The sequence below is a fragment of the Halomonas lysinitropha genome (genome assembly GCF_902500215.1).
Taxonomy (GTDB): domain Bacteria; phylum Pseudomonadota; class Gammaproteobacteria; order Pseudomonadales; family Halomonadaceae; genus Halomonas; species Halomonas lysinitropha.
The window spans coordinates 21,777-38,904 of record NZ_CABVOU010000038.1 but is presented as its reverse complement, the minus strand read 5'-3'; the positions used below and the strand labels follow the sequence as shown (position 1 = coordinate 38,904).

The window sequence follows — 17,128 nt, the reverse complement described above, 5'->3', positions numbered from 1 at the left end:
CCAGCATAGCGCAGCCGTTAGACGCCCTTCACGCTCCGCGCCGTTTCCCGGCGCCGCTTGACCTCGTAGGCCACGGCCAGCACCACCGTGACGAGGATCAGGATCAGCCCCAGGGCATTGACCGCCGGGGTCAGGCCGGTACGTACCTTGGAGGCGATATAGACCGTCAGGGTGGTGTCGTAGCCCACCACGAACAGCGAGGTGTTGTAGTTCTCGAAGGATTGCAGGAAGGCGATCACCGCCGCCGAGTAGATGGCCGGCTTGAGATAGGGCAGCAGGATGCGCCGGAACATCTGCCACTGGCTGGCGCCCAGGTCCAGGGCGGCGCGTTCCATGGTGCGGTCGAAGCGCTGCAGCCGTGCGGTGACCATCAGCATCACGTAGGCGGCGATGAAGGTGGACTGACCGAGCACGGTGAGGAAAATCCCCCCGCCGACGCCGAGTTGGCGCCAGAAGATCAGCGTCGAGATACCGATGATCACCCCGGGCGTGAGCAGCGGCGAGAGGATCAACGCATAGATGAACGGCTTGGCACGGCCGGAGACGGTATTGAGGAAGAGCGCCGTGGCGATGCCGATGGGCACGGCCAGGCAGAGCACGCCGACGGCGACGATGGCGCTGTTGCCCAGCGCCTGCCACATGCCGCCGTCGGCGGCGAGTTCGCCGAACCACTTCAGGGTGGTGCCATCCCAGGGGGTCACGGTGGGAAAACGGCTGTCGTTGAAGGTGGCCGCGGCCATCACCAGCAGCGGCAGGAAGAGGTAGGCAAAGAACACCACCACATAGAAACGCAGGCCCAGGGCCATCAGTCGCTGTGAGCTCACGCCCGGCCTCCCGTCATTTGGCGATATCCCCCAGGCCCACCTTGAAGAACCTCATGACCAGCGACATGAAGCCGATGCACAGCACCAGCAGCAGGAAGGCGTAGGCGGCGCCCTGGTTCCAGTTGCCGCCCTCGAAGAACCAGTTGTAGATGATCTGGGTGAACCAGCGGCTGCCCGGCGAGCCGAGCAGCGCGGGTACTGCATAGCTGCCTGCGGCCAGCATGAAGGTCATGATGCAGCCGGTGGCGATGCCGGGCTTGGCGTGGGGAATGACGATGCGTCGATGGGTTCGGATCGTACCCGCGCCCAGGTCCCGGGCCGCACGTACCTGGTTGTCGTCCAGGCTCTCGATGGCGTTATAGACCGGGAAGACCATGAAGAGGATATAGGCGTAGACCATGCCCACCATCACCCCGGCGTCGCCGCTGAGGAAGCGGATCGGCCGCTCGATCAACCCCAGCATCATCAGCACCTCGTTGAGGGGGCCACGGAAGGCCAGGATGATGAACCAGGCGTAGGTGCGCAGGATCTCGTTGATCCAGAAGGGAATGATCAGCAGCAGTATGCAAAGCGCCGCCTGTCGCGGCGTGGCTACCTTGGCCAGGTACCAGGCCAGCGGATAGCTCACCGCCAGCGTCAGCAGGGTCACCAGCACACTCGACCACAGGGTCTTGAAGAAGATGACCCGGTGGATCTCGTTGTTGAGCAGGGTGGCGTAATTCCCCAGCGTCCAGCCATCCTCGGGGCCACCGCGCTGGTCGGGCAGCAGGTTGGGCCGAAAGGAGTAGTCGATCATCTGCAGTTGCGGCAAGGTGACCAACAGGATCAGCCAGATGCCCAGCAGGCCCAGGATGGCCATGGCCAGCGGGCCGCCGAAACGCGCCTGCAGCTGCCTAAGCATGGGACCCACCGTCGGGCATGGCGCGCTGCTCGGTTTCCACCATCTCGCCGGTATCCTCGTCGAGCACGGGGCTGCCGTCATCGGGTAGCACCACGGCATCGGCCGGGTCATAGCCGAAGGTCATGCGCTGGCCGATATCGAGGGAATCCGCGTACTGCCGTGACACCTCGTGGCCCAGCTGTACCCGCAGCTTCTCCCCGGAGGCCTCGAGCCGCGTTTCCAGCATGACCCAGGCGCCCTCGAAGTGCACCGCCTCGATGGTCGCCGAAAGCCGGGGGCCGGCGTCCCCTTCCCCGATCGGCTTCAGGTGTTCCGGGCGCAGGAAGAGCGCCGCCCGATCGCCATTGCCCAGGATCACCGTCTCGCCGGCCATGCCGGCCAGTTCCCCCAGGTTGCCGGCGTCGAGCCTGACCCTCTGGCCCTCGCGTTCGATCACCCTCGTCTCGAGACGGTTGTTCTCGCCGACGAAGGCCGCCACGAAGCCGGTGGCCGGTGAGCGGTAGAGCGTCATGGGATCGGCCACCTGCTGGATGCGCCCCGCCGACATCACCGCCACCCGATCGGACATGGTCAATGCCTCGCCCTGATCGTGGGTGATGTAGATGAAGGTGATGCCGGTCTTGCGCTGGATCGCCTTGAGCTCGGCGCGCATGTGCTGACGCAGCTTGAGGTCGAGCGCCGAGAGCGGCTCGTCGAGCAGCAGCACGCGTGGTTCCACCGCCAGGGCCCGGGCGATGGCCACCCGCTGCTTCTGACCGCCGGAAAGCTCGCCGATCTGCTTCGGCCCACTGCCTTCCAGAGCCACCAACGCCAGCAATTTCTCGGACGCCTCGCGACGGGTGCGCTTGTCGACCCCGCGCACCTCCAGCCCGAACTCGATGTTCTCGAAGACCGTCATCAGCGGGAAGAGGGCCAGGTTCTGGAAGATCATCGCCGTGGGTCGTCGATTGACCGAGACCTTTCCCATGGCCTCATCACCGATCCACACCCTGCCCTCGGTAGGCGTCAGGAAGCCACTGATCATGTTGAGCAGGGTGGTCTTGCCGCAACCCGAGGGGCCAAGAAAGCTGAAGAACTCCCCCGACCCGATCTCGAGCGTCGTTTTCTCGATGGCGGTGAAGTCGCCGAAGCGCATCACCACCTCGTCAAGCCGGACGCTACCGTCCATGGTCACCTCGTCGATGGCGTTACGCTCAGGCACTCAGGTAGCGATCCTGGTACTCGTTGCGCAGCGCCACGTACCAGGGCTCCTGGATCGGCCACCACCAGAGGTTGGCCAGGTCCTCGTCGGTATAGGACTCGGTGAAGAAGTTGCGCGTCGCCTCGGGCAGCAGCTCGGTGGCCCCCTTGGCGGTCGAGTTGTAGCCGGTGGCCTCGACGAACATGGCGCCCGCCTCGGGAGTGTAGTACCAGTTGATCAGCTCGTAGACGGCATCCGGGTTCTGGGCGTTACGCGGGATCACGAAGCCTTCCATCCACGCCAGCGCCCCCTCCTTCGGCGCACCATAGGCAATATCCTCGCCCTCCTGCTGCAGGCGGAAGGCGGTGGAGTCCCAAGTCTGTCCGATGATCGCGCCGTTGGTGCGGAAGGCGGCCTGGGCCTCGTTCTCTGTGTTCCAGAACTGCACCAGCATGTCCTTGTGCTTGACCGCCTCCTCGAGGATGACATCGAAGTTGGCGCGCATCGCCTCCTCGCTCTTGTAGGAATCGAGAAGCGGGTAGGGTAACCGGCCTTCACGCTCCAGCCACAGGCCGATGCCGACCAGCGCGGAATGACCGCGCACGGTGACGCCCTGGCCATGCTCGGGATTCCACAGGTCGGCATAGCTCAGATTGGCGCGGTCGATGTCGGCGAAGCGGCGGTGCCAGCTGATTGCCTCGGTACCCCAGTCGCTGGGCGCAAAATAGCGCTTGCCGTCCACCACCCCGCCGGTCTCGGAGCCTTCGATGGCGCTGTCCAGGGCGCCATCCCAATTGATGCGCGACGTGTCCAGGGGCTGGATCAGGTTGTAATCGAGATAGCCGGGCACCCTATCCACGGTCGGCATGATCACGTCGAAACCCTCGCCATCACTGGCGCGCAGCGAGTTCATCAGCTCGTCGTTGGTGCCGTAAGGCGTGAAGGTAGCCTTGATGCCGGTCTTCTCGGTGAAGTCCGCCAGCATCTGGTCGTTGAAGTAGCCCGCCCAGGCATAGATACGCAGGGTCTGCTCCTGGGCCAGCACCGTGTTGATATAGAAGGACGGCACGCTGGCAACGGCCCCGGCGGCCAGGCTGCCTTTCAGAAAACGGCGACGTGTGATCGACATGACGAACTCTCCATGGTGGGTAGGGGGCACCCCGTTATCGCGCGGCGATGTGACGACGACATGACCTTCCGATGACAGTTCAGCGTCGCCTCAATCAGCGTAGCACCATATAGAGAAATGCCCAGCCGCCAGTTCAGGCGGCCAAGCTAGTAGCTTTTTACATTACCGGCACGCCAGTGACCCACACGTGCAGGTGGAAGGCGAAGAGGTAGTAGGCCACCAGGCCGATGACCACGGTGGCGGCGGTGCCGACCATGCCCGGGGCGGCGGTGTCCGGCCGCGGACGACGACGCGCCGCGCGGAAATCGAACACGGCCCACAGCAGGAAGGCCCCGAAGAAGACGATGTCGCCCAGCCGGCCGTTGGCCAGCAGGTGAGCGAAGGCCCAGAGCTTCACCGCCAGGATCATCGGATGGCCCAGCCTGGCCTTGAGGTGGTTGCCCGGCACATAGGCCGCCACCAGCAGGATGAAGGCGGGAATCATCAGCAGCGAGACGGCATGGCGCAGGCCCACCGGGGGCTGCCAGACCCAAACCGGATCCAGTCGCATCTGGCCGTAGCCCCAGATCGCCAGCGCCAGGCCAATGATCGAGACCACCGAATAGGCCGCCTTCCAGGGCAGCTCGCCCATTCGCTGAATCTGGGTGGCTCGCCAATCGTCGGCGACGATGCGCACCGAGTGCATACCGAGAAAGATCAGCAGGCCGAGTATCATCACGGTCATGGTCGAAGTCTCCGTCAGGGGATAAGGTCAATGTGGAACGAAACCGCAGCCAGCCTAGTCGGTTGGCCTGATCACGACCAGTGCCGTCGAGCGCAGCGGCATCAACGACGCCAAGGATTGCCATGTCCCGAGATACCGCTCCCCTGCCCGAGGTCCTCGCCGGCCCCATTCTGCGGCGCCTGAGCGCGGAGCGCCTGGTGATCTGGCTGGTAGGCTCGCGCCCGCTCGAGCTCAGCCTGATGCTGCACCCGACCGGACAGCCGCCGCGTCGCCTGGCCCTGAAGGCGCCACCCCTGCAGCGCCTGCCATTGGGCCAGCATGCCTGGCTGCACCTGATCGACGTGGGCCTCGGCAAGCCACTGCCTTGCGGCGTGCGCATCGACTACGACCTGAAGATCGCCCCGGAAGGGAGCGACAGCGGGAGCGGCGGCGGCGGCATCGCCGACTGGGCGCCTCACCTGCTGCACGAGGGCGCCACCTATCCCGGCTTCGTGCTGGCCGACAGCCACCGCCGTCTGCTGCATGGCTCCTGCCGACGGCCCCATTACGACGGCCCCGACGGCCTGGTGCGCGCCGACGCCTGGCTGGCCGAGCGCCGAGAAGCGCCCGAGGCCTGGCCCGCCTGGCTGCTGATGACCGGCGACCAGGTCTACGCCGACGACGTCGCCGGCCCGATGCTGGTGGCCATCCACGTGTTGATCCGCCGCCTGGGCCTGTTCGACGAGTCACTCGAAGGCGCCACCGTGGCCGACAGCCAGGCCCTCTACACGGACGCCGCCACCTACTACCGACGCGAGGCGCTGCTGCCGGATATCGAAAGCAGCGAGGACCTGCGCGAGCGCTTCTTCGGCGGCGTGCGCAAGCCGGTCTTCACCTCGGCCAATGCCCACAACCACCTGATGAGCTTCGCCGAGGTGATCGCCATGTACCTGCTGGTCTGGTCGCCGGTGCCCTGGCGGCTGGTCGGAATGGCAGAGCCGGCACTGGACGAAGCGCACGCGGCGCGCTTCGGCGAGGAGCGAGCGGTCATCGAGCGCTTCGCCGAGGAGCTGCCCGCTGCCGCCCGGGTGATGGCCCACCTGCCCTCGCTGATGATCTTCGACGACCACGACATCACCGACGACTGGAACCTCACCGCGGACTGGGAGCGCACCGCCTACGGGCACCCCTTCTCGCGGCGGATCATCGGCAACGCCCTGCTGGCCTACCTGCTCTGCCAGGGCTGGGGCAACGACCCGGACCGCCTGGCCGAGCCCCTGGCTGAGGCCGCCACGCTGCTGGAGTCGGCGGCCAATCGAGAGGGCTGGCTGCCCGCCGGGGAGCAGGACGCCGTCATCGAGAGGCTGCTGCGCTTCCAGGGTTGGGAGGTGGAGGTCGAGGGCGAACCGAAACTGGTGGTGCTGGATACCCGCACCCGACGCTGGCGCAGTGAACGCAGCCCGAAGCGCCCCTCCGGCCTGATGGACTGGGAGGCCCTCTCGGACCTGCAGCAGCAGATCCTCGGGGCCAGATCGGTGGTGATCGTCTCCCCCGCCCCGATGTTCGGCGTCAAGCTGATCGAGGCCATACAGCGGCTCTTCACCCTGGCCGGCAAGCCGCTGCTGGTCGACGCCGAGAACTGGATGGCCCACCGCGGTGCCGCCAGCGTGATGCTCAACATCTTCCGCCATTCCCGCACCCCGGGGCACTACGTGATCCTCTCCGGCGACGTGCACTACTCCTTCGCCTACGACGTTCACATCCGCCAGCGTCGCGAGGGGCCGAGGATCTGGCAGATCACCTCCAGCGGCATCAAGAACGCCTTCCCCGACACCTTGCTCGACTGGTTCGATCGTCTGAACCGTTGGCTCTATGCCCCACGCTCGCCACTCAACTGGTTCACCCAGCGCCGACGCATGATGATTGCGCCGCGCGACCCGGATCGCGCCAAGGCCGGCGAGCGGCTATGGAACGGCGCCGGCATCAGCCTGGTGGAGCTTGACGACCAGGGCCGGCCGAGCGACATCCGCCAGCTCGATGCCCGCGGCTTCGACGTCGTCTTTCCGCCGCGCGATCAGGAGCGCTGACGGCGTCGCCACAGGACGAGACCGCCGGCCACCACCAGCCAGGTCATGGCCGCCGCTGCGCTGTCGTCGAGCACGATGCCCAGGCCACCGGATACCGCCTCGGCCTGGGCCGCCGGCGGGGGCTTGGTGGCATCGAAGAGCCGGTAGACCACGAAGGCCCCGGCCAGGGCCGCGGGATGTCGCGCCGCCGACTGCCCCAGCACCGCCACCGGGAAGGCGACGATCTCGTCGAGCACGATGCGTCCGTCATCCTTGCCGCCCAGCGCCTCCGCGGCCAGGTGGCAGACCGGCACCGCCGCCACCAGCATCGCCGCCACCAGGGCAAGCTGAAGACGGAGAGACCGGCCCAGCAACCACCAGGCCAGCGGCAGACCCAGCAGCGACCCGACGGTACCCGAGGCCCAGGGCGAAAGCCCCGTGCCCAGGCCGGTGGCCAGCCACATCACGACGTTATCCATGTTCTCCGCTCCCTGAGCGACCGATACCGGCCGAAAAGCCGCCAAGATACCCGCCGGCCCGGCGGACGTCGACATTCGTCATCAGCCGACGCATCATTCAGGGATGACACTCGACACGACCCACCGCAACCAACAGATGACCCACTTCGACGGCCACGACGAGATCTGGCTGTTCGGCTACGGCTCGCTGATCTGGAAGGCCGATTTCCCCTTCCTCGAGCGACGCCCGGCATATATCCATGGCTGGGTGCGCCGCTTCTGGCAAGGCTCCCACGACCACCGCGGCACCCCCGAGGCACCGGGCCGCGTGGTCACGCTGGTGCGCCAGCCCGGTGCGACCTGCCATGGCATGGCCTACCGCATCACCCCCGAGGTGCTCGGCCCGCTCGATGTCCGCGAGAAGAACGGCTACCTGCGTGAGGTCACCCGACTGCACTTCGGCGACGATGCCTCGCCGACCAGCGCCGAGGGGCTGGTGTATCTTGCCACCGAGGACAATGCCGCCTTTCTCGGCGAGGCCCCGCTCGACGCCATCGCCGAGCAGGTCGCCATGGCCCACGGCCCCAGCGGCCCCAACCGCGATTACCTGGTCAACCTGGCCCAGGCGCTGCGCGAACTCGGCGTGGACGACCCCCACGTGTTCGCCCTGGCAGCGCGTCTGCCCCACCCGGCAGGCGCTCGCTGCCCCGACAAGAGCCCACCCACGGAGACGACCCTCCCATGAGCGTGACCCTCGACGACGTCCAGCAGGCCGCCGCACGACTCCAGGGGAACGTGGAGCGCACCGCCTGCCTGCACTCCACCACCCTCTCGCAGCTCACCGGCTGCGAGGTGTACATCAAGTTCGAGAACCACCAGTTCACCGCCTCCTTCAAGGAGCGCGGCGCCCTGAACCACCTGCTCTCGTTAAGCCCCGAGGAGCGCGCCCGAGGCGTGATCGCCATGTCGGCGGGCAACCACGCCCAGGCGGTGGCCTATCACGCCACTCGGCTGGGCATCCACGCCACTATCGTCATGCCTCGTCACACCCCCAATCTCAAGGTGCGCAACACCCGCAACTTCGGGGCTGAGGTGCACCTGGAGGGTAACGGTGTCGACGAAGCCGGGGCCTATGCCCGGCGCCTAGCCGAAGAGCGCCACCTGGTCTTCGTTCACCCTTACGACGATGAACGGATCATCGCCGGCCAGGGCACCATCGCCCCGGAGATGCTCGAGGAGGTTCCCGACCTCGACTGCCTGGTGATCCCCATCGGCGGCGGCGGGCTGATAAGCGGCAATGCCGTGGCAGCCAAGGCGCTGAAGCCCGATATCGAGATTATCGGCGTGCAGACCTGCCGCTTCCCGGCCATGCAGCAGGCACTGGCCAACGAGACGATCCACTGTGGCCTGGCAAGCCTGGCCGAAGGCATCGCCGTGAAACAGCCCGGCGCACTGACCCGGGAGATCGTGCGCGAACTGGTCAGCGACATCGTGCTGGTGGACGAGCCCGAGATCGAACGCGCCATCCTGATGCTGCTGGAAATCGAGAAGAGCGTCGCCGAAGGCGCCGGTGCCGCGGGCCTTGCCGCCCTGCTCACCGACCCCGCGCGCTATCGCGGCCGCAAGGTGGGACTGGTGCTGTGCGGCGGCAACATCGACATGCTGGCGCTCTCCTCGGTGATCCAGCGCGGCCTGGTACGTACCGGGCGCATCGTGCGGGTGCGGGTCGGCATCTCCGACGTTCCCGGCTCGCTCGCCGAGCTCACCCGCCTGCTCGCCGAGCAGCGCGCCAACGTCATCCAGATCGCCCACCAGCGCACCTTCACCGACCTCTCGCTGCGCGCCACCGAGGTCGAGGCCACTCTCGAGACCCTGGGCAGTGACCATACCCGCGAGGTGATCGCCGCACTGCGCGCCGAAGGCTACGACCCGGTACTCCCCGCCAACGAGGTTCACCCGGACGAGCGCTGGGCCACCGACCCTGAAGGGCATTGACTCACGCCCTGCTGGCCCGGCGAACGATGACCCGAGCGCCTGGCGAACGGTTGACGGCCGGCGTACCCTATGCGCATTCCAACATCGCAGCGGTTTCCATCGTCTCAACAAGGGAAAAGTGATGAGCAGCAAGATCAACGTGAAAGCCCCCCTGGTCATCCTGCACGGCGACGAGATGGCGCAGGTGGCCTTCGAGAGAATCCTCGACACCTTCGTGACCTCGCCGCTGGACATCGAGCTGGTGGAGGTCGACCTGACGGCGGAGAATCGCCTGGTCACCAACGGCCAGGCGGTGATCGATGCCATCGAGGCGCTCAAGCGCTATGGCGTGGGGGTAAAGAATGCAGGGATGACGGTCAACCGCACCCAGCTGGGTGAGCTGCTGTCCGCTCACCCCGAGCTCGACGGCACCACCCTGCATCCCTTGGCCACCAAGTCGCCCAACGGCGCCATCCGCAAGGGCATCGGCGGCAACATCACCCGCGAAGATATCCAGTTTCGCAACCTGCAGTTCATCAAGCCGGAATGGGTCGGCCGCGACATCGAGGTCGACACCATGGAGGTCGGCGGCAGCAAGGACAGCTTCAACGAGCTCTCCCGTGCTACCGGCATCGTCAAGCTGATGTTCGTCGGCGCCAGCGGCGATCCGATAGAGCTGCACCGCCGCGAGGTCAAGAAGGGCGACCCCTGGCTGCTCGCCACCAACGACATCGACGAGATCAAGGCCTGGGCACACCGCTTCTTCCAGCGCGCCATCGACGAGAAGCGCGACATCTACCTGGGCCTCAAGGACACCGTGATCGCCGGCTACGACGGCGTGATGCGTGCCGCCATTGAAGGCATCTATGAGAGCCACTACCGCACCCAGGTCGAGAAGCTGGGGCTCAGCTACCACTACGAGCTGATCGACGCCCAGGCGGCGCGCATCGTCGCCAACCCGCCGGAGCGGGCGCTGTGGGGCGTGCCGGATAACACCACCGGTCGCAAGCTCTACAAGCTGGTCGAACAGCTCAAGCAACACGGCATCCCCACCCGCAAGGCGCACGTCTCGCTGTCGCGGATGAGTGCCGGCGGCGGCGATCAGTACGGCAGCTACAACGCCCCCGCCGCGGAAGACGGCATCCTCAAGGTCATCGTCGATGGCGACGAGAAGCATGCCCGCCACGTCAAGCGAGGCGACCCCATCCTGCTGATGTCCAACGACCATGAGGCGATCAAGGACTGGATCACCCAGGTGTTCCGTGACGCGTCGCGCAAGGACAAGGAGGTCTACTTCGGTCTCAAGCGCGAATACATGAACTACGACGAGGTGTTCAGCACCGTGATCACCGACGTGCGCAAGGAACTCGCACAGGCCGACACCCCGCCGCCGTCGTTCATGATCATGCGGCCCTCCAGCCAGCTCATCAAGATGATCACCGATCCGCCGCGCAACGCCCTCTACCCGGCGCAGAACCTCGACGGTGACATCTTCTCGGATATCTCCGCGGCGCTCGGCGGCAGCCTGGCCACCGCCAGCTCGATCATCGAGAGCAAAAGCGGCACCATGCTCTTCGAGGCACCCCACGGCACCGCCCACGACCTCTACCTGAGGTACCTGGAGAGCGACGGCAAGGAGGCGCATTTCAACTCTTCGGCGCTGATCTTCGCCGTGGCCAATGCCCTGGAAACGCTCGGCGAGCGCGAGAGCAACGCGGCCCTGATCGATTACGCCACGCGCCTCAAGGCCGCGCTGATCGATACCGTGGCCGACGGCATCATCACCGGCGATCTCAAGGGCAAGACCACCGACCCCGCGGCGGAAACCATCGTCGACATGCAAGGCTTCCTCGACGCCGTGGCAAGCCGCCTGCAGGCTTGACGCCACGACAGCGGCCTCGCGCCTTGCCTGGCCGAGGCCGCCGAATGTGTATCACGAGACAGGCAAGGCTCAGCGCATGCTTCCGTTCTGCAACATCGTCATGAGCCTCCCGCCCAAGGTTGCTGAGTGATGCCCATGCCATCATGTCGGTCCGCCCCGTCGGTGTCAGGGGCTGCCGAGACTTGATCACGTTCGGTCACCACCCGGTCGCGCCCGCTCTCCTTGGCCCGGTAGAGCAGTTGATCAGCACGACTGTAGAGCCGATCGAAGCCCATCTCATCACCTACCTCGACCACTCCGATACTCACCGTCAGCCGGCGGTGGGCCGCCGGACCGGGTAACGGCATCGCTCGGGTCGCGCGCAGGATTCGTCCGGCCAGGGCCTCGGCCCCCGCCAGGTCGCTGTCGGGCATCAGGATCGCGAACTCTTCACCGCCCATTCGCGCCACCGTGTCGACCCGCCGTACATGCCGTTCCAGCGTGCGGGAAAAGGTCACCAGGACAGCGTCGCCAAGCGGGTGGCCGAAGTCATCGTTGATCCGCTTGAAGTGATCGAGGTCCAGCAGCATCAGGCTCAGAGGCGTACCGTGGCGTCGACGCCACTCGAACGCCTGCTCAGCGGTTTCCCGCAGCCAGCGGCGGTTGCTGAGGCTGGTCAGCTCGTCGGTCCGGCTCTGCAGGCGCATGGTCTCCCGCTGACGATGCAGACGAAGCAGCATCAGCATCACGGCGCCGACCGCCAGCAGGAGCATCAGGAGCAGCAAGGCCACGGCAAGGGTCAGCCGCCCCATCAACACGCGCTGTTCGGCCGAGGCCTGGTGGAGCTGTTCGTTCAGCTCGCTGTAGGCCCAGGCCAGGCCCTCCTCGATCTCCATGCCTAACGCCAGGATGGCCTCGCCGTCCGCCTCGTCGAGCCCCTCCTCGGGAACGCGATCGACAGCGGTCTCCAACGCAGGTAGCCGCGACTCCACATAGGAGAGCTCTTCGAACAGCTGTTCATAGCTGGCCGGCACGAGTTCGCTGCCGCGAAGCTGCCGCTTGACACTCTCGATACGGCGAGGAATCCGCCACAAGACGTCATGGACCTGTTCCAGATGCATCCGGTCCGAGTGGTCGATCATGCTGTCCAGTCCCATGCGCAGTGCTGCGGGGTCCTGCTGGGCCCTCACCACGTCGGTGACCAGCGCCGTGTAATCGGCCCCGACATGCTGACGTGCCTGAGAGACGTAGTAGCCGAAGGCCAGGGCACAGAGGGTGGCAATCAGGCTGAACACCACGACCAGGCGCATCCCCAGGCCACGGCTCGAGCCCGGTTTCATCGGGTACTGATCTCCTGGATCGACCAGATCCAGCGTGCCGTCGAAACACGGCCCTCCAGCGCGGCGGCGGCGTCCTCGGGCACGATCAGCATCAAGGGCCCCAGCATATCTTCACTGAGGGGCTCGCCATCGAACCGCGTGGCCAGCAGATAGCGTTTCTCCTGACGCTGGGCCGGTGTCAGGAAGCTGGTGTAGCCGTCGAGAGCGAGGAACCTGACGCGACGCGCCTCCTCGAGGCCCTGGGCGGCGAGGAAGTCGTTCAGCCAGACGCCCGCAAAGGTGCCCTCGAGGCCTTCCGGATGGTGCATGTCCACCTCATGAAGGCCCGGCTCCTCGATCTGTTCGAGGGTGAGTTCACGGGACTCGGTGCCCTCTGTCAGGGTCAGCACCGGTGAGGAAGCGTCGGCCAAGGCACTGCCGGCAACGGACAGCAGGAGAAACCAGCCAACCAGGAAGCTGGCGTAAAGAGGGAGGGCACTGATACGCATGGAAACTCCCCTATCGGGATAGACAAAATGGGGTGACAGCAATGTCAGGCGACTCGCCCGGCCAATAGCGCGAGACGCGTTTGGCGTGACCAACACGAATCGTCTTCACCAGTGTCCACTTTTTGCGACATTAGCACCACCAACGTAGCGCCAACCCGGCATTTTGGATACCTCAGGAGCACGCGACGTCTGGCAACAAGATTCAGGAGGGTACAGCCGCTTACGTTAGCGGCCCGGCTCGGCCTCTGGCCAAGCTGGCAGTAAATCCCCCGCTTGCTAAGGTGAAGGCGTGGGCAAGCATCCCGCTCACCGCCGCCTCGTGCCCCATTCGGGACGACGGGCCCTTACTCAGCCCCTCCTCCTGCACAACAAGAAAGGACTAACAACATGACGACAGCATTTGATACCCGACACGCCCGACAAGCGCTAGCCGCCGGCCTGGTCATCGGCGGCCTACTGATGACGCCCACCCTGTTCGCCCAGCAGGCCATCCTCGAGGGCGAGCGTTTTCATCCCCAGGAGAGCGCTCGTGGCATGGTCGCCACTAGCCATTTTCTTGCCTCGGAGGTGGCTCGAGACGTGCTCGCCGATGGCGGCAATGCGGTGGATGCCGCCGTGGTGGCCGGTTTCGCCCTGGCGGTGACCCAGCCGCGCTCGGGCAATATCGGCGGCGGCGGCTTCATGCTGATCTCCGATGAGAACAGCGGCGACGTCATCGCCATCGACTACCGCGAGACCGCGCCTGCCGCCGCCTTCGAGACCATGTTCCAGGACGAGAGCGGCGATGCCGTGCCCCAGCGCTCCCGCTTTACCCATCTCGCCGCGGGCGTACCGGGTACCGTCGCCGGCTTGGCCCTGGCGCTGGAGCAATACGGCACCATGAGCCTGGCCGACGCCCTGGCGCCCGCCATTCGCCTGGCCGAAGACGGCTTCGCGGTGCCTGCGCGCTTCGTCCAGGGCCTGCGGGACACCCGAGAGCGTTTCGAGGCCTGGGATGCCAGCATGGCCAAGTTCTTCAAGGAGGATGGCAGTGCCTATGAGGTGGGCGAGGTCTACCGCCAGCCGGATCTCGCCGCCACCCTCAAACGTATCGCCGCGCTGGGGGCGCGCGAGTTCTACGAAGGCGAGACGGCGGAGATGATCGTTGCCGAAATGCAGCGTCACGACGGCCTGATCAGCATGGAGGACATGGCGAACTATGAACCGGCGATCCGCGAACCGAGTCACGGCACCTACCGGGGCCACGATATCTATGCGATGAGTCCGCCCTCTTCCGGCGGCGTGCATATCGTGCAGATGCTCAACATCCTCGAGGAGTATCCCATCAGTGAACTGGGCTTCGGCTCCGCGGAAAGCATGCATCTGATGGCCGAGGCGATGAAGCGTGCCTACGCCGACCGCTCGGAGTTCCTCGGCGATACCGATTTTGTCGACGTCCCCCTCGATGGCCTCACATCCAAGGCGTATGCCGCGGAGCTGCGCGGCCAGATCGGTGACCAGGCCACGCCCAGCAGCGAGATTGCGCCCGGCAACCCCTTTGACTATGAGTCCAACGAGACCACCCACTTCTCCATCGCCGACGGAAACGGCCTGGCGGTCTCCAACACCTACACCATCAACTTCAGCTATGGCTCCGGCATCGTGGTCGACGGCGCCGGCTTCCTGCTCAACAACGAGATGGATGACTTTTCCGCCAAGCCCGGGGTGCCCAACGCCTATGGCTTGATCGGGGGTGAAGCCAACAAGGTCGAACCCGGCAAGCGCATGCTCTCGTCAATGACCCCCACCATCGTCAAGCGTGACGGCAAGAATTTCCTTATCACCGGCAGCCCCGGCGGCTCGCGCATCATCACCACCACCCTGCAGGTGCTGATGAATGTCATCGACCACGACATGAACATCCAGTCCGCGGTCAGCGCGCCCCGCATGCACCATCAGTGGTTGCCCGACGAGATTCGCGTCGAGGCCGGCTTCAGCCCCGATACGCTCGAGTTGCTCGAGGAGCGCGGCCATACCATCAACCTCCAATCTGCCATGGGGGCCGCCCAGTCGATCACGATCCGGGACGGCATGTTCTACGGCGGCGCCGACCCGCGCCGCTCGACCTCCTCCGCCATGGGCTTGTAAGCCCTCATGCCCGTGCCTGGTTCGCCAGGCACGGGCACGCTCAGAGCTTGACGGTGGGATCGGCAAAGCCCTGCGGCACATAGAGGTTGTGCGTCCCGAGGTTCTTGACGTCGGTCTCGCCGCACAGGGCCATGGTCGTATCCAGCTCCTTGTGGATGATCTCCAGGGCCTTTGTCACGCCTGCCTCTCCGGCGGCACCCAGGCCGTAGGTGAAGGCGCGGCCGATATAGGTGCCCTTGGCTCCCAGCGCCAGCGCCTTCAGCGCATCCTGGCCGGAGCGAATGCCCGAATCGAAGTGGACCTCCACCTGGTCGCCCACCGCCTCGATGATCGATGGCAGCATGCGGATGGAGCTGACGGCCCCGTCCAGCTGGCGCCCGCCGTGGTTGGAGACGATGATCGCATCGACCCCGACCTCCACCGCGCGCCGCGCATCCTCCGGCGTCATGATGCCCTTGACGATCAGCTTTCCGCCCCACCATTTCTTGAACTGGGCGATACGCTCCCAATTCAGCGACACATCAAACGCTTCCGCCGTCCAGGTGGAGAGCGACGACGGGTCCGTCACCCCTTGGGCATGGCCGACGATATTGCCGAAGGAGCGGCGCTTGGTGCCCAGCATCTCCAGCCCCCAGGGGATCTTGGTGGCCATGTTGGCGATCGAGCGGGCGGTCAGCTTGGGCGGCGCCGATAGCCCATTCTTGATGTCCTTGTGGCGTTGGCCCAGCACCTGCAGATCGACCGTGACGACAACCGCGGAACACTGGGCGGCCTTGGCCCGCTCGAACAGGCGACGCATGAAGTCGTCGTCCTTGAGGGTGTAGACCTGAAACCAGAACGGCTTGGTGGTGTGCTCGGCCACATCCTCGATCGAGCAGATCGACATGGTCGAGAGCGTGAACGGCACACCGAACGCCTCGGCCGCCCGCGCCGCCTTGATCTCACCGTCAGCCGACTGCATGCCCGTCAGCCCCACCGGTGCCAGCGCCACCGGCATGGCCACCTCCTCGCCGATCATCTGGCTGCGCGTGGTGCGTCCGGCCATGTCGACGGCCACCCGCTGCTTGAGATGGATGTGCTGGAAGTCGCTGCTGTTTTCGCGAAACGTCTGCTCCGTCCAGCTGCCGGATTCGGCGTAGTCGTAGAACATCTTCGGGGTGCGACGCACATAGTGACGTCGCAGATCTTCAATATTGGTATAGACAGGCATGTGCTCTCCTGAACAAAGGGGATTCCCGTCGCGGTCGATTCGCCACGGGTGCCGACGAGTTCCGATCTGACGAGCGCCCCTGCAGGCCCGCCGGCGCGGCGTGTGTCCAAGACACGAGTCGGATCACTGTAGCACCTGCGGCGCATTCCGCCGCGAGAAGCCGCCGAGCCACCACCCTCCGCGCGTTGATCTGTCAGAATGGACGACATTTGCAGGGGCGTAGCCGGCCCATGGCCATGGACATATACCACACGGGCGCTCAACGGGAGGCACAGCTGGCAAACGCTTCCCGGCACAGTGCTGAGAGACGAAACGGGCGGCTCACAAGAGCCGCCCGTAGCGTGTGCCGTCATCCGGATCGGTCAGGCCGCGTCGCGCTGCTCGAACCAGTCCTGGGTGCCGCCTTCATAGTCGTATACCTGAGTGAAGCCGGCTTCCTCGAGCTTCCTGGCCGCCTTGGGAGAGGCGTCGCAATCGAAATTGGCGCAGTAGACCACGACCTTGCGATCCTTGCTGCCGACGACGTCAACCACCTTGTCGACGAAGTGCTCATCCTTTACCGGAATGTTGATCGACGTACGGATGTGCTGCTCGTTGAAGGCCTCCCGTGGCAACACATTGATGAGCACGAAATCTTCATGCTCGGTCTCGTTCATGATCTTGAGCTCGTCGCGGGTGATCGCTTTCATATCCACCTCCTCTGCGGTAGCGGATTCAGCATTCACATCTTCTCTCTACCCCTCAAGATAGAAGCCAACTCTTTATTTTACAAGGATTTTTTGTTCCGGGAAGACATCGACCCAGGCTTCTGCATCGCACCCCGGGCGGAGACAGCCGCCATCCTTGAGGGATGGCCTCGGGTGCCCG

The 17,128-nt window shown here is 65.4% G+C and carries 15 protein-coding genes; 5 read left to right on the top strand and 10 right to left on the bottom strand.

Annotated elements, in window-relative coordinates:
• Window positions 1-17 precede the first annotated feature (17 nt).
• The 5 genes from HALO32_RS11335 to HALO32_RS11315 all read right to left on the bottom strand — a co-directional run bounded on the left by HALO32_RS11335 (window position 18) and on the right by HALO32_RS11315 (window position 4,758).
• The gene (locus HALO32_RS11335; RefSeq protein WP_407646855.1) at window positions 18-806 is read right to left on the bottom strand and encodes an ABC transporter permease; all 789 of its coding nucleotides are present in this window, start codon (window positions 804-806) and stop codon (window positions 18-20) included.
• 31 nt (window positions 807-837) lie between these two features.
• The gene (locus HALO32_RS11330; protein ID WP_151443986.1) at window positions 838-1,725 is read right to left on the bottom strand and encodes an ABC transporter permease; all 888 of its coding nucleotides are present in this window, start codon (window positions 1,723-1,725) and stop codon (window positions 838-840) included.
• Entirely contained in the window at window positions 1,718-2,926 is a 1,209-nt protein-coding gene (locus HALO32_RS11325; RefSeq protein ID WP_325063457.1) for an ABC transporter ATP-binding protein, read from the bottom strand. The genes HALO32_RS11330 and HALO32_RS11325 overlap by 8 nt, the downstream gene beginning before the upstream one ends.
• Window positions 2,919-4,034, bottom strand: coding sequence for a substrate-binding domain-containing protein (locus HALO32_RS11320; protein WP_151443985.1), 1,116 nt, complete (start codon window positions 4,032-4,034; stop codon window positions 2,919-2,921). The genes HALO32_RS11325 and HALO32_RS11320 overlap by 8 nt, the downstream gene beginning before the upstream one ends.
• 157 nt (window positions 4,035-4,191) lie before the next feature.
• Complete coding sequence (locus HALO32_RS11315) at window positions 4,192-4,758, bottom strand: NnrU family protein (RefSeq protein WP_151443984.1); 567 nt, start codon at window positions 4,756-4,758, stop codon at window positions 4,192-4,194.
• Window positions 4,759-4,880: 122 nt separating this feature from the next.
• On the opposite strand from HALO32_RS11315, the gene HALO32_RS11310 reads away from it, so the two are divergent.
• The gene (locus HALO32_RS11310) at window positions 4,881-6,824 is read left to right on the top strand and encodes an alkaline phosphatase D family protein (RefSeq protein WP_151443983.1); all 1,944 of its coding nucleotides are present in this window, start codon (window positions 4,881-4,883) and stop codon (window positions 6,822-6,824) included.
• On the opposite strand, the gene HALO32_RS11305 is transcribed toward HALO32_RS11310, so the two are convergent.
• A complete protein-coding gene (locus tag HALO32_RS11305) occupies window positions 6,812-7,282 on the bottom strand; it encodes a phosphatidylglycerophosphatase A family protein (protein WP_151443982.1) in 471 nt (156 codons plus the stop codon). The genes HALO32_RS11310 and HALO32_RS11305 overlap by 13 nt on opposite strands.
• 103 nt (window positions 7,283-7,385) lie before the next feature.
• Here HALO32_RS11305 and HALO32_RS11300 point away from each other — a divergent pair, with 103 nt between their 5' ends.
• The 3 genes from HALO32_RS11300 to HALO32_RS11290 all read left to right on the top strand — a co-directional run bounded on the left by HALO32_RS11300 (window position 7,386) and on the right by HALO32_RS11290 (window position 11,117).
• Window positions 7,386-8,006, top strand: a complete 621-nt coding sequence (locus tag HALO32_RS11300) for a gamma-glutamylcyclotransferase (RefSeq protein ID WP_151443981.1) — start codon at window positions 7,386-7,388, stop codon at window positions 8,004-8,006.
• Complete coding sequence (locus tag HALO32_RS11295) at window positions 8,003-9,256, top strand: threonine ammonia-lyase (RefSeq protein WP_151443980.1); 1,254 nt, start codon at window positions 8,003-8,005, stop codon at window positions 9,254-9,256. The genes HALO32_RS11300 and HALO32_RS11295 overlap by 4 nt, the downstream gene beginning before the upstream one ends.
• Before the next feature lie 121 nt (window positions 9,257-9,377).
• Window positions 9,378-11,117 carry an isocitrate/isopropylmalate family dehydrogenase gene (locus HALO32_RS11290; RefSeq protein WP_151443979.1) on the top strand — a complete coding sequence of 580 codons (1,740 nt, stop codon included), beginning with the start codon at window positions 9,378-9,380 and terminating at the stop codon, window positions 11,115-11,117.
• 98 nt (window positions 11,118-11,215) lie between these two features.
• On the opposite strand, the gene HALO32_RS11285 is transcribed toward HALO32_RS11290, so the two are convergent.
• Together HALO32_RS11285 and HALO32_RS11280 are read right to left on the bottom strand one after the other, a co-directional pair.
• Window positions 11,216-12,436 carry a GGDEF domain-containing protein gene (locus HALO32_RS11285; protein ID WP_151443978.1) on the bottom strand — a complete coding sequence of 407 codons (1,221 nt, stop codon included), beginning with the start codon at window positions 12,434-12,436 and terminating at the stop codon, window positions 11,216-11,218.
• Window positions 12,433-12,924: a molybdopterin-dependent oxidoreductase gene (locus tag HALO32_RS11280; RefSeq protein WP_151443977.1), complete on the bottom strand. Its 492-nt coding sequence runs from the start codon at window positions 12,922-12,924 to the stop codon at window positions 12,433-12,435. Before HALO32_RS11280 ends, HALO32_RS11285 begins: the two co-directional genes overlap by 4 nt.
• A 387-nt stretch (window positions 12,925-13,311) precedes the next feature.
• On the opposite strand from HALO32_RS11280, the gene ggt reads away from it, so the two are divergent.
• Window positions 13,312-15,051: a gamma-glutamyltransferase gene (ggt, locus tag HALO32_RS11275; RefSeq protein WP_151443976.1), complete on the top strand. Its 1,740-nt coding sequence runs from the start codon at window positions 13,312-13,314 to the stop codon at window positions 15,049-15,051.
• A gap of 40 nt (window positions 15,052-15,091) precedes the next feature.
• Here the strand turns inward: ggt and HALO32_RS11270 are convergent, their stop codons facing one another.
• The gene (locus tag HALO32_RS11270) at window positions 15,092-16,261 is read right to left on the bottom strand and encodes an alpha-hydroxy acid oxidase (protein ID WP_151443975.1); all 1,170 of its coding nucleotides are present in this window, start codon (window positions 16,259-16,261) and stop codon (window positions 15,092-15,094) included.
• Between the two features lie 362 nt (window positions 16,262-16,623).
• On the bottom strand, window positions 16,624-16,950 hold the full coding sequence (locus HALO32_RS11265; RefSeq protein ID WP_151443974.1) for a rhodanese-like domain-containing protein: 327 nt from the start codon (window positions 16,948-16,950) through the stop codon (window positions 16,624-16,626).
• Between the last annotated feature and the right edge of the window lie 178 nt (window positions 16,951-17,128).